This window comes from Tolypothrix tenuis PCC 7101, from assembly GCF_963874875.1.
In the GTDB taxonomy this organism is placed as follows: domain Bacteria; phylum Cyanobacteriota; class Cyanobacteriia; order Cyanobacteriales; family Nostocaceae; genus Aulosira; species Aulosira tenue.
Genome location: NZ_CAWNJS010000001.1, coordinates 8,431,094 through 8,451,646 on the forward strand (window position 1 = coordinate 8,431,094; position 20,553 = coordinate 8,451,646).

Here is a 20,553-nt window from a genome sequence, read left to right on the forward strand (position 1 = left end):
TGCCCCCTGCTCCCTGCCCCCTGCCCCCTGCCCCCTGCTCTCTACTCCCTTCCCCCTGCCCCTCACCCAGCAACTCCCGCGCCAACTCTTCCAGCCAATTGGTATACACGCGGATGGCGACAACTAAATTATCTTGCACACCAATGGCTTTCTGTTTCAAAGCTGGGATGAGTCCCGCATTAACTAAGGAACTTTTACCAACACCCGATTGCCCATGAATGACGATTAATTTATAATCTGGGCGACCAATGCGTTCTATTACCCGTTCTACATCCAATTGGCGACCAGATGCGGCGATTTCTGGGGCGATATTATCTTGATTATTGGCGGGTACTGCTGTTAAAACTTGGGTATCTAATTGTTTTGTGGCTTGTAATCTACCTGCACCAACAAACGCCCGCAAACCAAATTGCTGCTCGATAGAACGCGCTTCTTGCTTGGCATTAAATGCATCGAGATATTGCTTTTGTTGAAAATATAGCTGTTGTAAGTTCTCCAGAATCCTCAGATAAAGCTGGGGGTCGTTGTCTGTAATTCCTAATTTTCTAGCTGCTGCTAAATTATTAATTGCTGTTGGGGTTTCATCTAAATTATGTTGTGCTTGCGCCAGTATTAATAATAATTCTTGCCGATGAGTAGTGATATTAATCCGCGATACTTCTTGTGAATCAGGCTGATTTTCTGTGGCTAAATATGTTAAAGCTTTTTGTGCTAATTCTTTTGCCAGTTGCCAGTCATTCTCTGCTAATGCAATTTCAGCTAAAAAGCCATTATCTTGAGATATTTTAATACTATTATTATCCGCTTCATGAATAATTAAAGCCTGTGCTGCTAAGGTTTTGAGTTGTTGCCAATCTTGTAAACAACGGAGAACAATCCCAAATTTATCTAGAGAGTTGGCGATTAAATCATGGCGTTGAGCAGCCTCAAATGCGGCAATACTTTGTTGAAGATAATTTTTAATTGTCTCCCGATTTACAACCTGCGCCCCAGCAGGTACAGCTACACTATCAAATGCTATATCTCCTGCCTCATGATTTGTAGCTGTTGCGGAAAAGCTTTGTTCTGCTTGCTCCTGTTTTGTAGATGGCGGCAGATTTCTTGCAGTTTCTCTATATTTCTCGTAATAACAAATAGTAATTTGTGTAAGTATCTTGCCTTGACGCTCAAAGTTATTATTAGTCTGCCAATAATCTAAGCTTTGGTTGTAATAACTAATCGCACTATCTAAATTTTTATTAATATATGCAACTAAACCCAATAAAAAAGCACAATTGGCTTTTAATTCAGGTGCTAAATCTTGTCCTTGATGTTGTAGCGTTTGGTAAGCAGATTGAATTTCCGTGATAATTTCTAAATTGATATCTAAAATATCATCGAATAATTGTGCTGCTGTATTTTCGATAAACTTAGTTATTTCATCAATGGTGATATCAAAGTTTTTCGTGGTTGCCCAACTCTCTAAATCGGGGGCTAGTTGCATTAATTGCTTATAAATTTCATCGTTAATCCACAACAATATGGGGAAGGAGAAACTTTTGCGAAACTCTTCCCGCACCTGATTAGCTGCAATCAACATTTGGGGTAAATCGTGCAATTTATCTAACCCCACAATCATCAAAGCTTGGACATTACCCCCAAATTCCTCACGAATGGCGGTGTACAGTGTCCTTTGCGATGGTTTAAGAGTTAAAACGCTAATCTTGACAGCAGAGATTTCCTGTAACCTAGCAATTAAGCGATCGCGCTGTTGAAGATAATTACACCTTGCCAAAATTAATTTAAACTGCCCTACAGAAGCTTGGATGGCCCAAGCTAGTTGTTCTAGAGAGCGATTATTGTTTGTCATGGGGCATTGGGCATGGGGCATGGGGCATTGGTCATGGGGCATTGGTGTCAACTTAAGCTAAAAGCTATATAGGGCGGGCGTTGTACAAATACCTCGCGCCCTCATCCCCTAACCCCTTCTCCCCCTGGAGAAGGGGAATTAAATTTCTTGCTCCCTTCTCCCTGTGGGAGAGGGGCTGGGGGAGAGGGCAAAACCTTGCAACCAAGCGGGTTTCACGTGAAGTTGACACCAATGGATATTGCCCACCAAAAACATGATACAGTGGGCAATGCTTACGGGTTAGGAGGTTAATTCCCTGGCTTCAATCAAGATGGGGTTAACATCAAACCAAGACTCGCCGCGATCGCGATATTCAAAGACAAAGCGGCTGCGAATCAGTTTTTGATATCCTTGGTCGTCGCTGACTTTCTTTCTTTGCTTGACGTGACGTAATAATTGCCATTCTTCATCAGAAATTGGCATGGTCATTTCGTTACGCCGCGAACGAATTACCTGTTCTAAGGTGTCGCGGGATAGGGGAATGGTCATTTCTTCCATAATCCAGGTGTTCAGCAACCGCAATAAGTCGCGCACATGACCACCACTCATGTAACATAAGCGGTCTAAGGTGCTAGCACTGTCAAATATCTCTGTAATATGATTGAGGCGTTCTGCTGCTGGTACGTCAGGAAAGGCTCTAGCTAACACCATCTGCTGCAAGAGTGTCATTCCCTGTTCGTGAACTTTACCATCAGGCCACTGTACGGGAACCATTGGCAAAACTTTCGGGTCTTCGGGGAAGCGCTGGGTTAAAGTGCCATAATCATTGGAAAATTTCAGCGATAGGGGCATTGTATAAACTAAATGACAATTTAGCTTGGTCAAAAATTCCCCTTGATCCACAAATAAATATTCTTGTTGCGGACGACCCCAAGATTTGACGCGGTTATCGATGCGGTCGAGGTTATCGACAATTACCACTAAACCTTTTTTACCTTGCTGCTTGAGTTTAGCGATCGCAGGTTCTAAGAGTTCGCGGTTAATGGCTTCGAGTAATTGGGTTTTCTGTGGCCCTAAATATTGATTGAGTTTTTCCCGCAGGTTGGGGTCGTTCCTAGTTTTGGTGGTAATTTCGCCAATGCCAAAAGCTAAGGAAACTTTTTCTTTTTCCGCCGAGTAACCGACATCGCCAAGATTGGGAACTTTGAGCTTAACTCCCGTCACTTCGGAGTTTAAGACCTTCCAAGCACCTTGCAGCAATTCATTGAGTTTGCTGGTTTCCGCCAAGGTAATTTTATCCAGACTTTGACTCACACGGCGCGCGATCGCTAATAGTACATCAGCAATATCGACATCGGTCATTTCCAAGTCTTCGCTAGACTCAAAATACACCACATGAAAGCCTTGCTTTTCTAGTTCCGCCTGTAACCTTAATAACTCTGTTGATTTACCGCAACCAATATGTCCGGTAAATAAAGTACAGGTCGGTTCATTCGGTTTAAAAAATGTAATCTTCTGTTGCAGTCGGTTAATAATATCACCACCCCGCACTTCAGAAAAGTCTATATAATACTTGGCATCAACTGCATTATTGATAAACAAAGTGCGGCTGGGGTCGGTAGCTTGAAAGAAACTTAGTAAATCTATGGCCATAAAACTAGTACAAAAAGGCAAAAGTAAAAAGTAAAAAGTAAAAAGAAAGAATACTTATACCGCAAGGTTTTTACCTATTTCAAATGGTAGGTTTATTTTCGCCGTACTGTACTAGTATTCTATTTATCTTGTTATGTGCCAGATATCCTTGTTAGCAAGAATACAGTTATTTACAGTAATTTAAGCTGATATTTCGGAGATTTTTAGTTTCGCTGTAAAGATTGCTTAAAGAAAGTCAAGCAAGTTACACAGCAAAAGCCCGACAATTTTTTGATACGATAAAAATTCTGACTCGTGAACTAACAATTTATATGAGTAAAGGTACCCTGTTCGATAAAGTTTGGGACTTACACACTGTTGGGACGCTACCTTCTGGGCTAACGCAACTATTTATCGGGCTTCACCTCATCCATGAAGTCACCAGTCCCCAGGCCTTTGCAATGTTACGGGAACGAGGTTTAAAAGTATTATTTAGCGATCGCACTGTTGCCACAGTAGATCATATAGTACCTACTGATAATCAAGCTCGTCCCTTTGTCGATACGATGGCAGAGGAAATGATTAAGGCACTAGAGCAAAATTGTCAAGAAAATAACATTAGATTTTACAATATTGGTTCTGGCAGTCAAGGTATTGTCCATGTCATCGCCCCAGAACAAGGACTAACACAGCCAGGAATGACCATCGCTTGCGGCGATAGCCATACATCTAGTCATGGTGCATTTGGTGCGATCGCCTTTGGTATTGGTACTAGCCAAGTCCGTGATGTTTTGGCTTCTCAAACCCTCGCCCTCTCCAAATTAAAAGTCCGCAAAATCGAAGTTAACGGTACTCTCAACCCTGGTGTTTACGCCAAAGATGTAATTTTGCACATCATTCGCACCCTCGGCGTGAAAGGTGGTGTTGGTTACGCCTACGAATACGCAGGTACAACCTTTGCGCAAATGAACATGGAAGAGAGGATGACCGTCTGCAACATGGCGATCGAAGGCGGGGCCCGTTGTGGTTACGTCAACCCCGATCAAGTCACCTACGATTACCTCAAAGGTAGAGACTTCGCCCCCAAAGGTGCCGATTGGGACAAAGCCGTTGCTTGGTGGGAATCCATCAAGAGTGATGCTGATGCCGAATACGACGATGTTGTAGTCTTCAACGCCGCCGATATTCCCCCCACAGTTACCTGGGGAATTACCCCTGGTCAAGGTATCGGCGTTAACCAACTTATCCCCAAACCAGAAGAACTACTGGAAGAAGACAGATTTATTGCCGAAGAAGCTTACAGCTACATGGATTTATTTCCTGGTCAACCTATCAAAGGCACTAAAGTAGATGTCTGCTTTATTGGTAGTTGCACCAACGGCAGAATCAGCGACTTACGAGAAGCCGCAAAAATTGCCCAAGGTCGCCATGTAGCAGAGGGAGTAAAAGCTTTCGTCGTCCCAGGTTCCGAAAGAGTCAAAAAAGAAGCTGAAGCCGAAGGATTAGACAAAATCTTCGAGGAAGCCGGCTTTGAATGGCGCGAACCAGGCTGTTCTATGTGCCTAGCCATGAACCCAGACAAACTACAGGGAAGACAAATCAGCGCCTCCTCCTCCAACCGCAACTTTAAAGGTAGACAAGGTTCCGCCTCCGGTCGCACATTACTCATGAGTCCTGCAATGGTGGCGACTGCGGCAATTAAAGGCGAAGTCGCCGACGTGCGCGAGTTGCTATAACTTACTCTGCGTTCTCTGCGTTCTCTGCGGTGCAAAAAATGTTTGTTTTAACCACAGAGACACAGAGAACGCAGAGAATAAAAGCTAGTAAAAATCCTGGATGGTGCGTTAGCCTGCGGCGTAACACACCCTACAGCAAAACTCTCTCTCAATTCTTCCTTTGCGTTCTTTGTGTCCTTCGTGGTTCGTTTTTCCTAAAAATTTATGGTTAGTGAAGTAAAACAAGTCTCCGGTTGCGGCGTACCTTTAATAGGTAATGATATAGATACCGATCGCATCATTCCCGCCCGCTATTTAAAAGCCATCACCTTTGATGGCTTAGGTGAAGGCGCGTTTATCGATGACCGCACAGCACTTAAAGGTGAGCATCCCTTTGATTTACCACAATATCAAGGGGCAAACATTTTAATAGTTAACCGCAACTTTGGCTGTGGTTCCTCACGAGAACACGCACCCCAAGCTTTAGCAAAATGGGGCATTAAAGCCTTAATTGGTGAAAGCTTCGCAGAAATCTTTTTTGGTAACTGCGTCGCGATGGGTATACCTTGTGTAACTGCTGATAGCGCCACCATCAAAAAGCTGCAAGAACTAGTAACAACCAATCCTCAAGCCTCTGTCACCGTCAATCTAGAAACCTTGCAAGTCCAAGTTGACGATTACACAACTCCAGTATCTATCGGTGAAGGTACAAGAAGCACCTTCGTCTCCGGAACTTGGGATGCTTGCGGTCAATTAGTAGCCAATGCCGATCAAGTCCGCGCCACTGCGGCAAAATTACCCTATGTAGCTTGGGGTTATTAAGAGGTAAGGGGGCAGAGGAAGCAGAGGAAGCAGAGGAAGCAGAGGGGACAAGGAGAGAGGTATTACCAATTACCAATGCCCAATGCCCAATGCCCAATGCCCCATGCCCAATCCTAATCCCCCTGCGGATACTCATCCCATAAAGTTGTAATTTCTCGCAAACTTTGGTGGTTACCATTGCCTAAAATGAGATGATCCAGCAGGGGAATGCCTAAAAAATTTGCTCCTGCTAATAATTGGCGCGTTAATTCGATATCTTCTTGGCTGGGTTCCAGGCTACCAGAGGGGTGATTATGTGCCACAATTACCCGCGTTGCACCTTGGCGAATCACTTCTCGAAAAATTTCACGGGGGGAAGCTAAGGTTTCTGTCGCGGTACCAATCGTAATGACTTGCGTTCCCAGCAAGCGATTCTTAACATCTAATAGCAACACTGCAAACCGTTCTTGCGATTGCCACATTAAATTCTGACTCAAAGCGGCGGCTGCGGCTAATGGACTATCAATAGTTTCCCCTTCTGGTCGAGTTTGAAAGGCGCGTTTCCCTAATTCAATCGCCGCTAAAATAGTAGTCGCTTTGGCTGGCCCCACCCCAGGAATTTGCATTAACTCTGCTGGGGTAACTTCTCTTAGAACTGCCAAAGGGTCACGCTGATGTTTGCCTAATTCGCTCAAAATATATTGTCCCAAACCCACAGCCGATAATTTTCCTGGCCCTTGACCAGTACCTAACAAAATTGCAATCAATTCAGCAGTAGCTAAAACTTTGGGGCCATGAGCCATTAAACGTTCACGCGGACGTTCAGTCTCAGGCATATCAGCAATTCTGAGGCAATAGGTCATATAATAGCTGCCGGAAGATTCACCTTAGTTGGAACTATCTTTATTTATCCCTTGTTTGCTTCACAATTCATCTTTATTTGAGAAATTCTTTATTCTTGCCTCAGAATATGGATTCACCGAGGAGGCGATCGCCTATCAATCCCATCAGATGCGATACTGTTCTTAGTGATGCACCTTTAGCAAAATTCTCTATGTAACTGAGGGTGCGATCGCTTGTTTTTATGACACGGCACTAACTAACTTGGCAATAAATTGGCTATATTCATCCTTCATCGGTAAATCTAAATCTCGCCGGATGCGTCGCCGTAATGCAGGTACAATTTCCCCTTTCATGGGGTTATATCCTTGCTTTTCATATTTTTCCCAATACAGCCCTACACCGCGTTTTTGCCAGTTAGGAATTTGATTAAAATTAATTCCATGTTGAAATAACATCTCGTTTTTTTCAGCAACAGATAAACCTTTCATCATGCTGGTTGCTTGAGTTGCATTTTGCCCTTCTCGACGCAAACACCAATAGCAATGAGCATTCAGCGCGTTTCTATGAGCGTCCTCACTCCGCCACCGAAAATAATTCACTACTTCTTCTTGATTGGGAAGCTGAGAAATTCGGCAATCAAAGCAAGCTAAAGCACTCAGTGATAAAGAAAATTTAGCGCTAGCTTCACTGGCTAAAACTGAATTTAGTTTTCTTAATTTCCGGTTGAATGTATTTTCATTCAGGGCAAAAAGTAGTGATATTTCATCACTTTGGGTATAACCATAGATGATATCAATACCGCAATTCATCAAATGTTCGACAGTATCAACCATCAAATCCCGAAAGTAATTATCAAAGGGAGCCTCAAATTGATGTACTTCTTTTGTCAGGCGAGTAAAGCCACGTCCATCTAATCGAGCAACGATATAAATTCCGGGTAGCACACAATGATCGTGTGCTGTCTCAAACACCCGCATCCTGTGATCAAGTTCATCAAATTTCAAGAGACAACTCCTAAATAATTAATAATTCGTAATTCGTAGTTCGTAATTAAGAGTTAAGAAAATAACGGGTAAAGACAAATTTTTAATTATTATCTTTCTCAAATTAAATTTGTGATTATTGTGAGGTTACAACATTGTTGTGACCCCACAAAGGTATATATAAATAACTTTAGAGTCACAGCATCGAGAATTTATATGTAATATAGAAAACTTAACTATGCCTTGCCACTATGAAATTATTAAATAAAAAAATTCGTAATTAAGTTGAGCAGATTTCACCCCATACCTTAATTACGAATTACGAATTACTAATTACTAATTTACTACCTGGCTACCATGACTACGCGGATCATCTTGGCTAGCCTTTGGTGCAACTGGTGCGGAGAATTTAGAAACCTGTCCGCTAAGTTGGGCATAAGGTAGAGATGAATCAGTTGCTAAAGCCTCTAAATTGCTAGCCATAACAGCGCGTGGTTGATCTCCAATTGCTTGGGCTATGGTTTCACCATTCTTACCCAAAAATACAAAATGGGGAATGCCATCTACCCGATATTTCAGCATTTCAGGTAGCCATTTGGTGTTATCCACATTCAGCATGACAAAGTTTAGTTTGTCAGTATATTGCTGTTTTAACTCAGTCATATCTGGTGCCATTTTTTGACAAACAGTACACCAATCAGCGTAAAACTCGACCAGTGAAGGCTTACCGTTGCTGATAGCTACTTCTAGGGGTGTAGAGGCTTCATCTAACTTACTCAAAGAAGCGGAAGTTGTTTCACTTCGCAATCCTACAACTAAAGCAACGCTGAGTGCGATCGCTACTAAGGCTATTAAAAAATTTCTTACCCGCGCCGCTGCTGTAGATTCCGGCTTTGCTGGAGTATTCACTGGTGAATCTTTAGTCATAACAAAATTATTAAATCTTATTAAGCATTATCATCTTAAGTTTAACTGAAGGCTGGGGATTGGGGACTGGGGACAAATCAATTCAAAATTCAAAATTCAAAATTCAAAATTCAAAATGAAAGAACTCCTGGGGACAAGGGGAAATAACAAACACCCAATTACCAATTACCGATTACCGATTACCAATTACCGATTACCCATTACCCATGCCCAATGCCCAAAATTAAAGATACCCTAGAACAGACAAGAGTCTCTGCCAAGCCTGTGAAAAAACGAGTTACTCTCACTTTTCCCAAACGTGCTATACAAATGCCGGTTACCTATAGACTGGCTAAAGAGTTTAATGTTGCGGCTAATATTATCCGTGCCCAAGTTGCCCCAAATCAAATTGGTAAGCTGGTTGTGGAATTACTGGGAGATATCGATCAGTTAGATGCGGCGATTGAGTGGATGCGATCGCAAAATATTAATGTGTCGCATACATTGGGCGAAATTGTCATTGATGAGGATACCTGTGTTCATTGCGGTTTATGTACCGGGGTTTGTCCCACTGAAGCCTTGAGTCTCCACCCAGAAACATATAAGCTGACATTCACGCGATCGCGTTGCATTGTCTGCGAACAGTGTATCCCTACCTGCCCGGTGCAAGCAATTTCTACTAATCTTTAGGGACTGGGAGATGAGGTATATGAGGAAGATGAGGAAGATGAGGGAGAAGTTACTATTACCCATTACTCATTACTCATTACTCATTACTCATTACTCATTACCCATTACCCATTACCAAACTCAACAAATCTGCTATTACTCCACTTTCCCCTATTAACCGACTCTTAGCTGGGGAGTCATAAACTATCAGCAATGAAGGTTTACCAGTCACATCATTTAATAGCGTCATCCCTTCAGCATGATCCTCGCGATTACCATAGGGAATATCTTTTATAAGTTCTGGGTAGCTTAAAATATTTTCGGCTACATTTACGCCACCTTGCCAGCGATAAAGTTGCACTGGGCCGTCTAAATCCATTGTCGGCCCGGCTAATATCAATAAGTCTTCCCCATCTAAAGCTAAATCCCGAATTCCTAAACCATTCAACCACAGAAAATGTTTTTTATACTTTTGTTGATAACCTATTGGTTTTAATGTCATCAATCCTGGGGTAGATTTTTCTAATTCAATTTCTAAAATTACAGCCCAACCTCGTAATACTGGCCCTCGTAAGCCTAGAAAAATTCGATTTTGATAAATGCTGATTCCTTCAATATCAAAACCATTGTCTTTACCGGGAACAGCTGCTTGAATATATAAGCCTAAATGAGGATCGTCTGCTAAGGCTGTCATCAGCAAATTACTCTGGTTAATACACTCTAGTTTGGCAGCACTTAACTGTACATCTGGGTTTTGTGGATGTGGACAAGATGAGAATAATTTTCCATCTACAAGCGGAATTCTGCCGAGAATATAACGATTAGGTTCTGATGTCACGGTTGCTAATCTTTGAATATTTTTGACATCGGTATTTTTGGTTTTTGTTTTTTTACGTTTGTAGCTATGGGAACCAACTAGCCATAAGTAATAATCGGCATAAGCTAGCCCTTCAATATCAATTTCCTCGCTTTCTGGCGCAGGTAAATTGATAAATTCTGCCACACGAAATTGTTGATGGTTACCAAAGTTATTACCATCAATTAAAGAAAGTCTTTCCAAGGTCGAGCTTTCATCAGATCCAAGCCAGAGATATTTGTCAGGAGTTAATAGTAATGCTGAAAGGTCTGTTCTGTGTTCTTGGAAATTTTCTGTAAATGTCAAAAATATTGGTTCTATTAAATTGCAGTTATGCATATTACAGTTTGCCTAAGTATTGTACGAATTGACATTAATTGATTAATGTTATAATCAATACTAGTTTTGTATTTATATTGATAACTGAGAATTATGATTTAAAAATGAGCGATCGCAAGCATAATCATTGTGCTATTGCCAGCAAAAATTTTGAGCAGATAAGCAAAATTTTTTAATTATCTTGGTGTTTTATATAAAGAATTGCTTAAAAAAATATCAAAAGTTATATAAGCAAATTTTTAACTGATGCTATCATGCAATAATCCGCATCGGTATCTTATTGGTTGAACTTATGGAAGTAGATACAAATACCACAATCCAAACGCTAGGAGATTATGCTTATCAGGCGATTGAAAAACATTATAAGAAAACAATCAAGTGGGAAAAATCAGTTAAGAAAGATGAAGATCCAGAGGCTTTGCATCAAATGCGAGTAGGAATGCGTCGCCTACGCACCTCTGTCAGTAGATTTGCGATCGCCTTAGATTTATCTAAGCCAATTAGTGATAAAAATATCGGCAAACTTGCTCGTCGCCTGGGTAATCTCCGAGATTTAGATGTACTCAAAGAAACTCTAGAAAAAGATTATAAACCACAGTTATCTTCTAAAGATCAGAAGCATTTAAATACAGCTTTTGATGCTTTAGCTAAACAACGTGAACACGCTCTAGATACTGTACAAACAACATTAAAAGATGATTCCTATAAGTCTTTAAAACAGGCTTTAGAAGATTGGTTAGAAAAACCCAGTTATCAAGAATTAGCCTCGATTACTATTCAGCAAGTTTTACCAGATTTACTGTTACCAGAAGTGAGCCAGTTTTTATTGCATCCTGGTTGGCTAGTGGGTACAGAAGTTGTGGAATCGCAATTCAAAGTCCGCACCGATTGGGGAGCAAAAAAAGTAGAACAACACTTAGCTAATGAAGGAGAAAAACTTCATAGCTTACGCAAACAAGCCAAACGTGTACGCTACCAAATGGATTTGTTTGCAGATTTATACAGTGAATCCTATGCAGCTTACATTGCAGATGTGAAAAAGATCCAAGATATTTTGGGTGCAATGCAAGATAGTGTGGTGTTAACTGAATGGCTTGAGGATGTCTTTAAGTCAGATATGGATTCTCATGTGCATGGACTGAATAAATTACTCACTGAAAATCGCTATAAATTATGGCAACAGTGGCAACCATTACAAGAGCGTTATCTGACAACTGAAACAAGACATGGTTTTCATTTAACAATTTTACATCCCAAAGACTCTGGCTTTGTGAATGAAGATGAGACTAGCGCCCAGACAATTGGATAGGGGCTTCTAGAGATAAAACGTAAACACTGCTTTGGGGAATCTGCACAATCCGAGTATTTTCTGCGGAACGCAAACCTGTAACTAATCCAATAGCGCTTCCTAACATTGCACCTCGGTCAAACTGTTCAGGATCTCCATTGCTGATAAAGCCCAAGGTACTGCCAGTCAGTCTACCCCAAACAGAACCATTTTCTACAGCTTTATCATTAGCGCGCTTTTGAGTAATAGTAGTGCCAGGAATCATCTGACTTGATGCTTTAATCGAGACGATGCGCCCATTAATTACCAAAGATTGGGCAACAATTTTAGCGCCTCCATCAGTAGGTTTCAGCACAATGGTAACGGGAGTATTTTCTGGTGCGACAACATTACCTTGAGCATCTTTAATTGCACTAGCCAAGGGAAGTGTCAAAGGATAATCCTTCTTTTGCCCAACATCTACGGTAACAGATGCAGGAAAGGAAACAATAATTGCTGTATCTTGAGGGATGGTTAAATCTTGGCTAGCTGCTTGCGGCTGTAGCGTTGGTTGAGGCGATGGATTTGTAGTTGGTTGCGCGCTAGCTGGAACTGTGACAGCACCTAACAAAGATAGAGAACAAGCAAGACTTAACAGCATTTGAGTTTTCATAATCGTTTTCCTTTTGATGTGAGTGGTGTTTGCGAGGTTTCAACCCCTTCACTTCATCAATAGGTTAGCGATCGCAATTTTATGCAGCCTTGAGTAAACAACTTACTAAATTTTTTGGATCTTGTCTTCTATCAAGGGTTGTACGTCTTCAGTGCTATCCGCTGGGATGTCTGCGACGGGCTACGCCTAGGCAATTGGCAACATCTCTTGAATTGGTATAATCTGGGTTAATTATTTTTTGCTATAAATAACCCAAATGAATGCTGTAATTAGCTTTTTATTTTTTGTTATTCCACTTTTGACTAGTATTTATATAGCCCAAGTTTCTAACCCTTTATCTTCTTATCAGCCGCTTCATGTAATAGATGGTGCAGGGTTATATAAAAAAGAATTAACCAATGCTAATACAGCATATTTACAAATAATTGACCTCAGAAAAATGCGGATAGACCAAGTTATTGGTGAGGTTGATAATATGGGTAATGCTCAAGGTAAATACTATAAAGGAGAAGGAGGAAGTTATAGCCCTTATTTTAAAAACAAATTATTTTCGCAAGTAAATGATGAATATAAAAAACTTTATGGGAATGATGTATTTTCCATGATTAATTGTTCGTTTTTCGAGCAATACCAATCAAGTACACAATTATCTTTCCCCATTAAATTTAATGGTGTAGTGATTACCGGAGGTCATAGTCCATACGGGCCAGTTAAGAAACCAGAGTCTGAATTTTATCGCACAATTCGCTTAAAAGCGTTAGTTTGGGATAAAAAGCAAGCATATATTACAGATTATGACCCAGCTAGCGGTGCGCCTCTCAATCAAACAGCAGTAAAAAATGCGATCGTTAGTTATCAATATAGCGACCATCCAGCAAAAGTATTAGCTAACAATCAAGTAAATAGATATCAAGTTATCGGTACTTTAAATAAAGATAACCGTCAGGGTAATGAGCAACTGTTAATTATGACAGTGAATCAAACAACTCTAGATGAAGCTGCTAAATTATTACGCCAGTTAGGTGTTAAAGGAGATATCATAACCGTTGACGGTGGCAGATCTACTTATTTGTTTAATTCTAAAGTGGGAGATATTATCTTACCGCAACTGTCTAATCCTCAAGAAAATCCCACATTTCGAGATTTACCCCATTACCTAGGAGTTCGCAAGGTTGGAACTCAAAAGGTTGTACCGCAAATATTAATCGATCAGCCAGTTGGTAAAGTACAAGTTGAACAAAATCGACCTTATTTAATCTTGTGGCGAGACAATATCAACAGCGATGTGTCGATTAAATTATCCGATCGCAACAACAAAACTATCCAAAATATTTCTACCCATACTGCTAGCGATGGGGTTTATGAATGGACACCGAATATTGCTGTTAAAGAGGGTTATACAATTCGTGTAACTAGCCGAGAAAACCAAAAGATTTTCGGAAATTTAAAATTATAAGTTTGCTGTATCGGTGATGATTTCCATGACTTTGGGATTAACACCATAATTTTTAGCTGCTTCCAACATTTTAAAATGCAATAAACTTTCATCACCAAGTTCTTGAATGATGTTTGGTTGAGATGGCGATATACCCAACACATTGATAATTTCTGATGCAATAGACTTAGCTAAATAAGGAGGTACAGAGTTACCAACTTGGCGAAATCCGTGCCATTTTGTAATATGAAATCTAAACCAATCGGGGTAAGAATGTAGCCTTGCTGCTTCCCTTACTGTGATACATCTAGGTGTAAAAGGATGAATTGGCCTAGGAGAAGTAAAAGAGCCACGATACATATCTGTACCTGCTCTTAATGTGTTGCAAACACCAGCCGGATGTAATTTATGAAAACGACTAATAGGTTCTCTTTCTCCTTGCATTGTAGCTGCAAAGCGTTCCCTAGTAGCATCTGAATGTTTGGTGCGGAAACTGGAAGAGAGAATTTGAGAATTAAATTTACGTGGATATGAATAATTATTTGCTAAATTTTCAATACAGCGAAGTTGGCGAGCATAATTACTAGGTTTAGCATATTCTGCTAATACTGAATCTTGTGAAAGTAACTCATCATAATTTTCTACTTCTGGTATATCACCAATTGCATCCCACACGGTTGGACTCATTGGCAATGATGATGAATTTGGTTTTGCAGAATTATGGTGCTTTACTATTTGAGTAATAGGCTGAGGATATTTTGGTAAAGCTATATCTTCCCTTGCACCTAACAAAAATAATCTTTCCCGTGCCTGTGGTACACCATAATGAGCAGCATTAAGAATTCGGTAATTTTCTTCTACTTGATAGCCTTTACTTTGAAACTCACTAATCAAAGTTTGCAAAATTTGTTTATGTTCGCCAATTGTGATGCCTCGGACATTTTCCATCACAAAAAACTTTGGTTGCAACTCTAAAACTAGGCGCTGAAAGTGAAATACTAAAGAGTTGCGGGGGTCATCAACAGCGCGTTTACCAATTAGAGAGAAGCCTTGGCAAGGACTACCCGAAATTACCACATCTATTTCGCGATCGCCAATTTGCGATCGCTTTCTAATCTCTTCCCCTGTAGTGTCTACAACACTTTGGCATAATACTGTCCAAAAAGGAAAATTAAATTCATGGATGGCACAGTGAATCGGGTCGATTTCCACAGATGCCAGCACATCAAAGCCAGCTTGTTCAAACCCAAGAGTCATACCGCCTGCACCAGCAAACAAGTCAACTGCAATTGGTCTTTGATGAACAGTGCTGAGTTCTAAGTTATCAGTTCTGAGTCTCATTTGTGATTCAGACGTTGACCTATGGACTCTGATGCAGGTACGTGAACCAGCGATTACACGAACTATAATAATAAAAATTTAAAGCAATACATTTTACCCTAAAAATAAGATTTGTCCAAGTAGTAGTTGATTATATTAAGTTTGCTATGTTGCAAGATCCCCGACTTCTTGAAGAAGTCGGGGATCTGACCGCTCGCAACAATTTAAAACTAACTTGCATTTTGCATTATCTCAAAGCGCTATTGTGCATTCAACTGATTTGAAATATGAGAGATGATGCGTTTAATTATTACGTCATTTCGTAAATCAAACATTCCATAAAACTTAGTTAAAGCTTCCACAATTACAGAAACATCATTTAAAGAAATTTCTGCTTGTAAATAATCATCAAGTTGTTCCATGAATACTCTTATTTTGCTTGTACCATCTGGGAATTTTTGATTAGCATCAGATTTGTTTTCGGAATCAGTTGTTGTTTCCAGCATTAGCCTTTCCCCTCAACTATCTCGCATGATGCTGTATAAAAAAAAGAAATCCTTCCCTCTTAAGTAAGGAAGGATTAGCTAATGAAGGTTAATGCTGAGTAATTTATTTAAGCAGCAATTTTCTCGGTGGAAACAAGCTCTGATTTTGGTTTCCCAGGTAAGATTTTTTCCAGCAAATCACTAAAGGATTTACTGCGCGGTTCTCTAACAAATATTAGAGGTAACAGCGCTATCAATCGGATAATAGCTGAAAGCGCAAATAGTCCAGGTAAGCCACCAATGATATCTAGCTGGGCTAAGAAGCCTCCTATTGTGGAACCTAAACCACCAGTAACACCAATAACCGCAGCTGCGATCGCAAAATATTGCGAAGGAGACTCTAATGGTGCCATTTCCATCTGAATATTACTGTTGCACAAGTCGATCGCAGCACCAAAGCCACCCCATACTATATGTATAAGTGGTAGCCAAACCCACACAGAAATGAAGTCATTCCCAGTCCCTAGCCAAAATAAAGGTGTGACTGCAATTAAAAAGCCGACTAACAATAGTATGGGACGATTGCCTATCTTGTCAGCCAACTTACCCCACAATACCAGCATGACTAAGTTCGCCCCAGCAATCAAACTACTATAAAGTGTGACTGTACTGAGGTCTAAACCTAAATTTTGCAGCATATAAAGGTTAAAAAATGGGGCGCTGAGGTTGACTGCAAATGTCCACAGCCCAAAATAAACCAGAAATTTGAGAAAATTGAAATCTTTGAGGATGCTAAATGTATTTAGTTTTGGAGTTTCAGCATTTTCTGCATTTTGGCGCGCAGTTTTACTAAAGCGGTAAACTTGGGGATTGACATCCACCATCCAAAATTGACAAGCCAAACTGATCAGGCCGATGACTACTCCTAGTAATAAAAGTACGCCGAAACCTTGAATTCCTCCACCAGGCCAAGCGGAAACCGCAAATCCCAACAGAGGTACAGATAACAAATTAGCCAAGCTAGCAGCACTATTGCGAAAACCAAAATAACGCCCTCGCAAGCGTGGGGGAACCAAAGCCGCCATCCAGCTAAACCAGGCGCAACCACCCAAACCTCCGAGAATATTGGTAACTACAACTATTCCCAGTGTCCAAATTACTAACTGGTGAGGTGGGGTGTGATTGTAACAAAACCATGCAATTCCCGCTACTAAAATTAGCCACAGCAGCCGCGAAGGGCCAAAAATTGCCAAGGTATACCAATGGCGGCTAGTAGTGCGATCGGCAAAATATGCTCCCACTGGTTGCAGGAAATTTGCCAGCATAGGAATGGAAGACAGCAAGCCTATTTCTACTGGGGTAGCGCCTAACTGAAGCAAAAAGTTAATCAGTATTACGCCGCTGGTAATGTTAGAAAAAATTGTGGCAAATACGCCATCTATAGTGGATGCTTTTAGGCTAGTTCGAGTTGCTTGGGGAGAAATTTTTGGCGGTGAGTCTGTAGTCAGAGATGTCAGCAGTTCGTTAGAAGGTACGGGTTCTACAAGTTCTTCAGTAGAGGCAGATAGAGTCTTCACTAGCGGAAAATCAATATATAGATGAGTGAGTGAGAGCAGTCAGAAGCAGCCTACTTAAGTCGGTGGTTATAACCTGACAATAAGCTGGCTAGTACAATTGCGTAACAACCAGAAGAATGATAATTTTTTAAATCTTTTGAAATAAAAATTCAAGTATTCAAGTTCTACTTGAAAATTCAGGCTACCAATATTTGCGATTAGTTCAGATTTCTGGAGCGTTAAGCAGTGCGAATTCTTTAATACATAATTTGGTTATTTTGTCAATACTTATTTTTTGATAGAAATATGAAAAAATACCACTCACGCATTCTTATCATAAGAAAATTTATCAAAATTTTTAATAACTATAGATTAAGTATATAAATATTTTTTGAAATTACGCGTGTAGGGTGTGTTGTTGCGTAGCGCAACGCACCAAAGCCTAGAATAAGATAGCACTTACTTAAGTATATATTGTTGCTCAGATCGCCGACTTTTTCAAAAAGTCGGCGATCTAAAACCTGCTAAAGTAAGTGACATTCCACCCTACACATACTGAGATTTTTTCAATAATCAAATCGGATTCCTATAGTCTTTTACATTTGTTTATGAATCATCTGAAAAAAAGCAATCACTTTACGCTATGAGTTATGAGTTAGAGAAAAACTTGTAACTTTGATTGTGCTAGACATTGCTCCCTCGGAAACATCAAAACCTCGCAGGCGCTTACCAAATCAGCGTTGGCAAATTTACCCACAAAAGGCTGAATTTGCTCAAAAGTTGGCTATATCCAACCATATTTCACCAATTGTCAGCCAGCTTTTGATTAACCGGGGTATTGAAACCCTAAAAGCAGCACAAGCCTTTTTAGAGCCAGAATCGTTAATTTTACCTGCACCATTAGAAGAATTTCCCGATTTAGCGCTGAGTGTAGAGTTACTGCAAAATGCGATCGCTTCATCAGAAAAAATTGCCATCTGCGGTGATTATGATGCTGATGGAATGACTAGCACGGCTTTACTATTGCGGAGTCTCCGCGCTTTGGGTGCAAAAGTTGATTACGCTATCCCCAGCCGGATGCATGATGGTTATGGCATTAATAAACGAATTGTCGAAGAATTCCACAGCGAAGGCGTGGGGTTAATTCTCACTGTGGATAATGGGATTTCCGCAGTTGAACCTATCGCCAGAGCCAGAGAACTAGGATTAAAGGTAATTGTCACCGACCATCACGACATTCCGCAACAATTACCACCAGCTAACGCGATTCTCAACCCGAAATTAATCGCTGAATCTTCACCCTATCGCAGTGTTGCGGGTGTAGGTGTCGCCTATATCTTGGCGGTATCTCTCGCACAACAGCTAGGCGAGACAAGAGGCTTAATTCAGCCAATGCTAGCACTGTTTACCTTAGGAACGATCGCAGATTTAGCACCGTTAATCGGCGTAAACCGTCGCTGGGTAAAACGCGGTTTACAACTCTTACCCAAATCCCATTTACCAGGGATACAAGCGTTAATTCAGATGGCTGGAGTTCAAGCGAGGGAACAAGGGGACAAGGGGACAAGGGGACAAGGGGAAGGGGGACAAGGAGTATATTCTTCCTCATCTCCCTTATCCTCCTCATCTCCCTCATCTCCTCCCAATACAAAATCCCTCAAGCCGGAGGATATTGGCTTTAAGCTAGGGCCGAGAATTAATGCTATCGGTAGAATTGGTGATCCGCAGATTGTGATTGATTTGCTGACTACAGATGATATGGGGATAGCGCTGGAAAGAGCAATGCAGTGCGAATCTGTGAACCAACAGCGCCAGGAAATGTGCGAGCAAATTGAACAAGAAGCGATCGCTTATGTAGAAACTGAATTTATCACATCACTCCCGCAAGACCGAGTATTAGTTGTTGTGCAACCAAACTGGCATCATGGTGTAATTGGGATTGTCGCTTCTCGTTTGGTGGAACGCTACGGTGTACCAGTATTTATTGGTACTTATGAAGATGACACCCATATTCGCGGTTCCGCCAGAGGAATTCCCGAATTTAATGTATTTGAAGCATTACAAGCTTGTCACGATTTACTAGGTAAATATGGTGGACACAAAGCCGCTGGGGGATTTTCTTTACCAGCGCCAAATTTAGCAAAATTGCGATCGCGTTTAATTGAGTTTGCTAATCAATGTTTGGAACCCCAGCACCTCAAGCCACTACTAAAAATTGATACCCAAGTCAATTTTAGTGAAATCAATCACCAGCTTTATCAGCAGCTTAATACTCTGCATCCCTGCGGTATCGATAACCCCGATCCCGTCTTCTGGACTCCTAATGTACAAGTAGTTGAGCAACAAATAGTAGGGAAGGGTCATATTAAACTCACACTAGCCCAAACTATCGAGCAGCAACAGTATAAAATTAAGGCGATCGCTTGGCGTTGGCGCGACTACTATCCCCTACCGTCGCGGGTGGATGTTGCTTATAAACTGCGAGAAAATCATTTTAACGGCAATACTGCTATTGAGATGGAACTAATAGGTGTGCGGCTACCAACGCAATCTCACCTCTTTTTCCGTTCCTCAACTCGTCCGTTAACAACCACCTTTGAGTACAAACAGCGCCATTACACTTGTGGTATCTTTCAACAAAATTCCTTACCAGAATTAAGAATTAAAAATTCTGAAGGCAAAGTTCTAGTTATGCAACCAGGGCATACAATCGGTTTGCTAGGTAACAGTCGTGAAGATGCCAAAGAGGTTGATGTCTGTGAACCACAATATGACAACATCATCCAAGCTGCGCTTCAGGCTTTGTCTGTACTGAGTTCCAAGTCCTGAGTCCTGAGTTTTTGGTTACTGAAGTTAGAGTTGGTAATTCTACAATTTTCTACAACTCAAAACTTTTCACACAATACTCAGCACTTGTAACTCAGCAATCAGCAGTTTTACAGGTCGCCGTTGCGAAATGCTAAAACAAAAATTACCGCAGGCCCAGCAAGTACAATCAACGCCACAAACAGTAGTTGAAAAATCACTTCCCAATTGATATTGGCTATAGCTTCAAACATCTTTTCCTCCGATTGTCTTAAAAAATTCAATAACTGCAATTGCAAAACCCGGTATTGATCATATCCGGCGAAGGAGCGCCAGATTTAATTTACTTAACAAAATTATAAAAAAAGAAATAAAAATGTAAGATGGGGGGCTGGGGATTGGGGACTGGGAAAAAGCAGGGGGGCAGGGAGCAGGGAGCA

17 protein-coding genes are annotated in these 20,553 nt (G+C 40.9%); 6 read left to right on the forward strand and 11 right to left on the reverse strand.

Annotated elements, in window-relative coordinates; genetic code table 11:
- On the reverse strand, positions 1-1,849 hold a 1,849-nt coding region (locus AACU25_RS33195), incomplete at its 3' end, for an ATP-binding protein (protein ID WP_479688186.1).
- 279 nt (positions 1,850-2,128) lie between these two features.
- Positions 2,129-3,481 carry a P-loop NTPase fold protein gene (locus AACU25_RS33200; protein WP_096583004.1) on the reverse strand — a complete coding sequence of 451 codons (1,353 nt, stop codon included), beginning with the start codon at positions 3,479-3,481 and terminating at the stop codon, positions 2,129-2,131.
- A gap of 311 nt (positions 3,482-3,792) precedes the next feature.
- Between AACU25_RS33200 and leuC the strand changes: the two genes are divergently transcribed.
- Together leuC and leuD are read left to right on the forward strand one after the other, a co-directional pair.
- Entirely contained in the window at positions 3,793-5,196 is a 1,404-nt protein-coding gene (gene leuC / locus AACU25_RS33205; RefSeq protein ID WP_096584397.1) for a 3-isopropylmalate dehydratase large subunit, read from the forward strand.
- A gap of 204 nt (positions 5,197-5,400) precedes the next feature.
- Positions 5,401-5,997 (forward strand): 3-isopropylmalate dehydratase small subunit, encoded by a 597-nt coding sequence (gene leuD / locus AACU25_RS33210; protein ID WP_096583006.1) that lies wholly within the window; start codon positions 5,401-5,403, stop codon positions 5,995-5,997.
- A 113-nt stretch (positions 5,998-6,110) separates the two neighbouring features.
- Here leuD and radC read toward each other — a convergent pair whose 3' ends face one another.
- The 3 genes from radC to AACU25_RS33225 form a co-directional block, all read right to left on the reverse strand.
- A complete protein-coding gene (radC, locus tag AACU25_RS33215; protein WP_096583008.1) occupies positions 6,111-6,839 on the reverse strand; it encodes a RadC family protein in 729 nt (242 codons plus the stop codon).
- Positions 6,840-7,058: 219 nt separating this feature from the next.
- Positions 7,059-7,823 (reverse strand): tRNA(His) guanylyltransferase Thg1 family protein, encoded by a 765-nt coding sequence (locus AACU25_RS33220; RefSeq protein WP_096583010.1) that lies wholly within the window; start codon positions 7,821-7,823, stop codon positions 7,059-7,061.
- A gap of 315 nt (positions 7,824-8,138) precedes the next feature.
- Positions 8,139-8,729: a thioredoxin family protein gene (locus AACU25_RS33225; RefSeq protein WP_096583012.1), complete on the reverse strand. Its 591-nt coding sequence runs from the start codon at positions 8,727-8,729 to the stop codon at positions 8,139-8,141.
- Positions 8,730-8,993: 264 nt separating this feature from the next.
- Between AACU25_RS33225 and AACU25_RS33230 the strand changes: the two genes are divergently transcribed.
- Positions 8,994-9,398, forward strand: a complete 405-nt coding sequence (locus tag AACU25_RS33230; protein WP_096584400.1) for an NIL domain-containing protein — start codon at positions 8,994-8,996, stop codon at positions 9,396-9,398.
- A gap of 97 nt (positions 9,399-9,495) precedes the next feature.
- On the opposite strand, the gene AACU25_RS33235 is transcribed toward AACU25_RS33230, so the two are convergent.
- Entirely contained in the window at positions 9,496-10,572 is a 1,077-nt protein-coding gene (locus tag AACU25_RS33235; protein WP_096583014.1) for a DUF3616 domain-containing protein, read from the reverse strand.
- 292 nt (positions 10,573-10,864) lie between these two features.
- Here AACU25_RS33235 and AACU25_RS33240 point away from each other — a divergent pair, with 292 nt between their 5' ends.
- Positions 10,865-11,881, forward strand: a complete 1,017-nt coding sequence (locus AACU25_RS33240; protein WP_096583016.1) for a CHAD domain-containing protein — start codon at positions 10,865-10,867, stop codon at positions 11,879-11,881.
- Here AACU25_RS33240 and AACU25_RS33245 read toward each other — a convergent pair.
- Positions 11,859-12,512: a hypothetical protein gene (locus AACU25_RS33245; protein WP_096583018.1), complete on the reverse strand. Its 654-nt coding sequence runs from the start codon at positions 12,510-12,512 to the stop codon at positions 11,859-11,861. The genes AACU25_RS33240 and AACU25_RS33245 overlap by 23 nt on opposite strands.
- Before the next feature lie 256 nt (positions 12,513-12,768).
- On the opposite strand from AACU25_RS33245, the gene AACU25_RS33250 reads away from it, so the two are divergent.
- A complete protein-coding gene (locus tag AACU25_RS33250; protein ID WP_096583020.1) occupies positions 12,769-13,968 on the forward strand; it encodes a hypothetical protein in 1,200 nt (399 codons plus the stop codon).
- On the opposite strand, the gene AACU25_RS33255 is transcribed toward AACU25_RS33250, so the two are convergent.
- From AACU25_RS33255 to AACU25_RS33265, 3 genes are all read right to left on the reverse strand, one after another.
- On the reverse strand, positions 13,963-15,288 hold the full coding sequence (locus tag AACU25_RS33255) for a DNA cytosine methyltransferase (RefSeq protein ID WP_096583022.1): 1,326 nt from the start codon (positions 15,286-15,288) through the stop codon (positions 13,963-13,965). The genes AACU25_RS33250 and AACU25_RS33255 overlap by 6 nt on opposite strands.
- A 239-nt stretch (positions 15,289-15,527) precedes the next feature.
- Complete coding sequence (locus AACU25_RS33260; RefSeq protein WP_096583024.1) at positions 15,528-15,773, reverse strand: hypothetical protein; 246 nt, start codon at positions 15,771-15,773, stop codon at positions 15,528-15,530.
- Positions 15,774-15,880: 107 nt separating this feature from the next.
- Positions 15,881-17,329, reverse strand: coding sequence for an MFS transporter (locus AACU25_RS33265; RefSeq protein ID WP_096583026.1), 1,449 nt, complete (start codon positions 17,327-17,329; stop codon positions 15,881-15,883).
- 660 nt (positions 17,330-17,989) lie between these two features.
- Between AACU25_RS33265 and AACU25_RS33270 the strand changes: the two genes are divergently transcribed.
- Positions 17,990-20,137, forward strand: a complete 2,148-nt coding sequence (locus tag AACU25_RS33270) for a single-stranded-DNA-specific exonuclease RecJ (RefSeq protein WP_096583028.1) — start codon at positions 17,990-17,992, stop codon at positions 20,135-20,137.
- A gap of 107 nt (positions 20,138-20,244) precedes the next feature.
- On the opposite strand, the gene psb30 is transcribed toward AACU25_RS33270, so the two are convergent.
- Positions 20,245-20,367, reverse strand: coding sequence for a photosystem II reaction center protein Ycf12/Psb30 (psb30, locus tag AACU25_RS33275; protein WP_096583030.1), 123 nt, complete (start codon positions 20,365-20,367; stop codon positions 20,245-20,247).
- Positions 20,368-20,553 lie beyond the last annotated feature (186 nt).

Excerpts from the sequence above, each read along its gene's own strand:
- AACU25_RS33200 (WP_096583004.1), bottom strand. The coding sequence starts at position 3,481 with ATGGCCATAGATTTACTAAGTTTCTTTCAAGCTACCGACCCCAGCCGC.
- leuC (WP_096584397.1), top strand. The coding sequence starts at position 3,793 with ATGAGTAAAGGTACCCTGTTCGATAAAGTTTGGGACTTACACACTGTT.
- leuD (WP_096583006.1), top strand. The coding sequence starts at position 5,401 with ATGGTTAGTGAAGTAAAACAAGTCTCCGGTTGCGGCGTACCTTTAATA.
- radC (WP_096583008.1), bottom strand. The coding sequence starts at position 6,839 with ATGACCTATTGCCTCAGAATTGCTGATATGCCTGAGACTGAACGTCCG.
- AACU25_RS33225 (WP_096583012.1), bottom strand. The coding sequence starts at position 8,729 with ATGACTAAAGATTCACCAGTGAATACTCCAGCAAAGCCGGAATCTACA.
- AACU25_RS33235 (WP_096583014.1), bottom strand. The coding sequence starts at position 10,572 with ATGCATAACTGCAATTTAATAGAACCAATATTTTTGACATTTACAGAA.
- AACU25_RS33240 (WP_096583016.1), top strand. The coding sequence starts at position 10,865 with ATGGAAGTAGATACAAATACCACAATCCAAACGCTAGGAGATTATGCT.
- AACU25_RS33245 (WP_096583018.1), bottom strand. The coding sequence starts at position 12,512 with ATGAAAACTCAAATGCTGTTAAGTCTTGCTTGTTCTCTATCTTTGTTA.
- AACU25_RS33250 (WP_096583020.1), top strand. The coding sequence starts at position 12,769 with ATGAATGCTGTAATTAGCTTTTTATTTTTTGTTATTCCACTTTTGACT.
- AACU25_RS33255 (WP_096583022.1), bottom strand. The coding sequence starts at position 15,288 with ATGAGACTCAGAACTGATAACTTAGAACTCAGCACTGTTCATCAAAGA.
- AACU25_RS33260 (WP_096583024.1), bottom strand. The coding sequence starts at position 15,773 with ATGCTGGAAACAACAACTGATTCCGAAAACAAATCTGATGCTAATCAA.
- psb30 (WP_096583030.1), bottom strand. The coding sequence starts at position 20,367 with ATGTTTGAAGCTATAGCCAATATCAATTGGGAAGTGATTTTTCAACTA.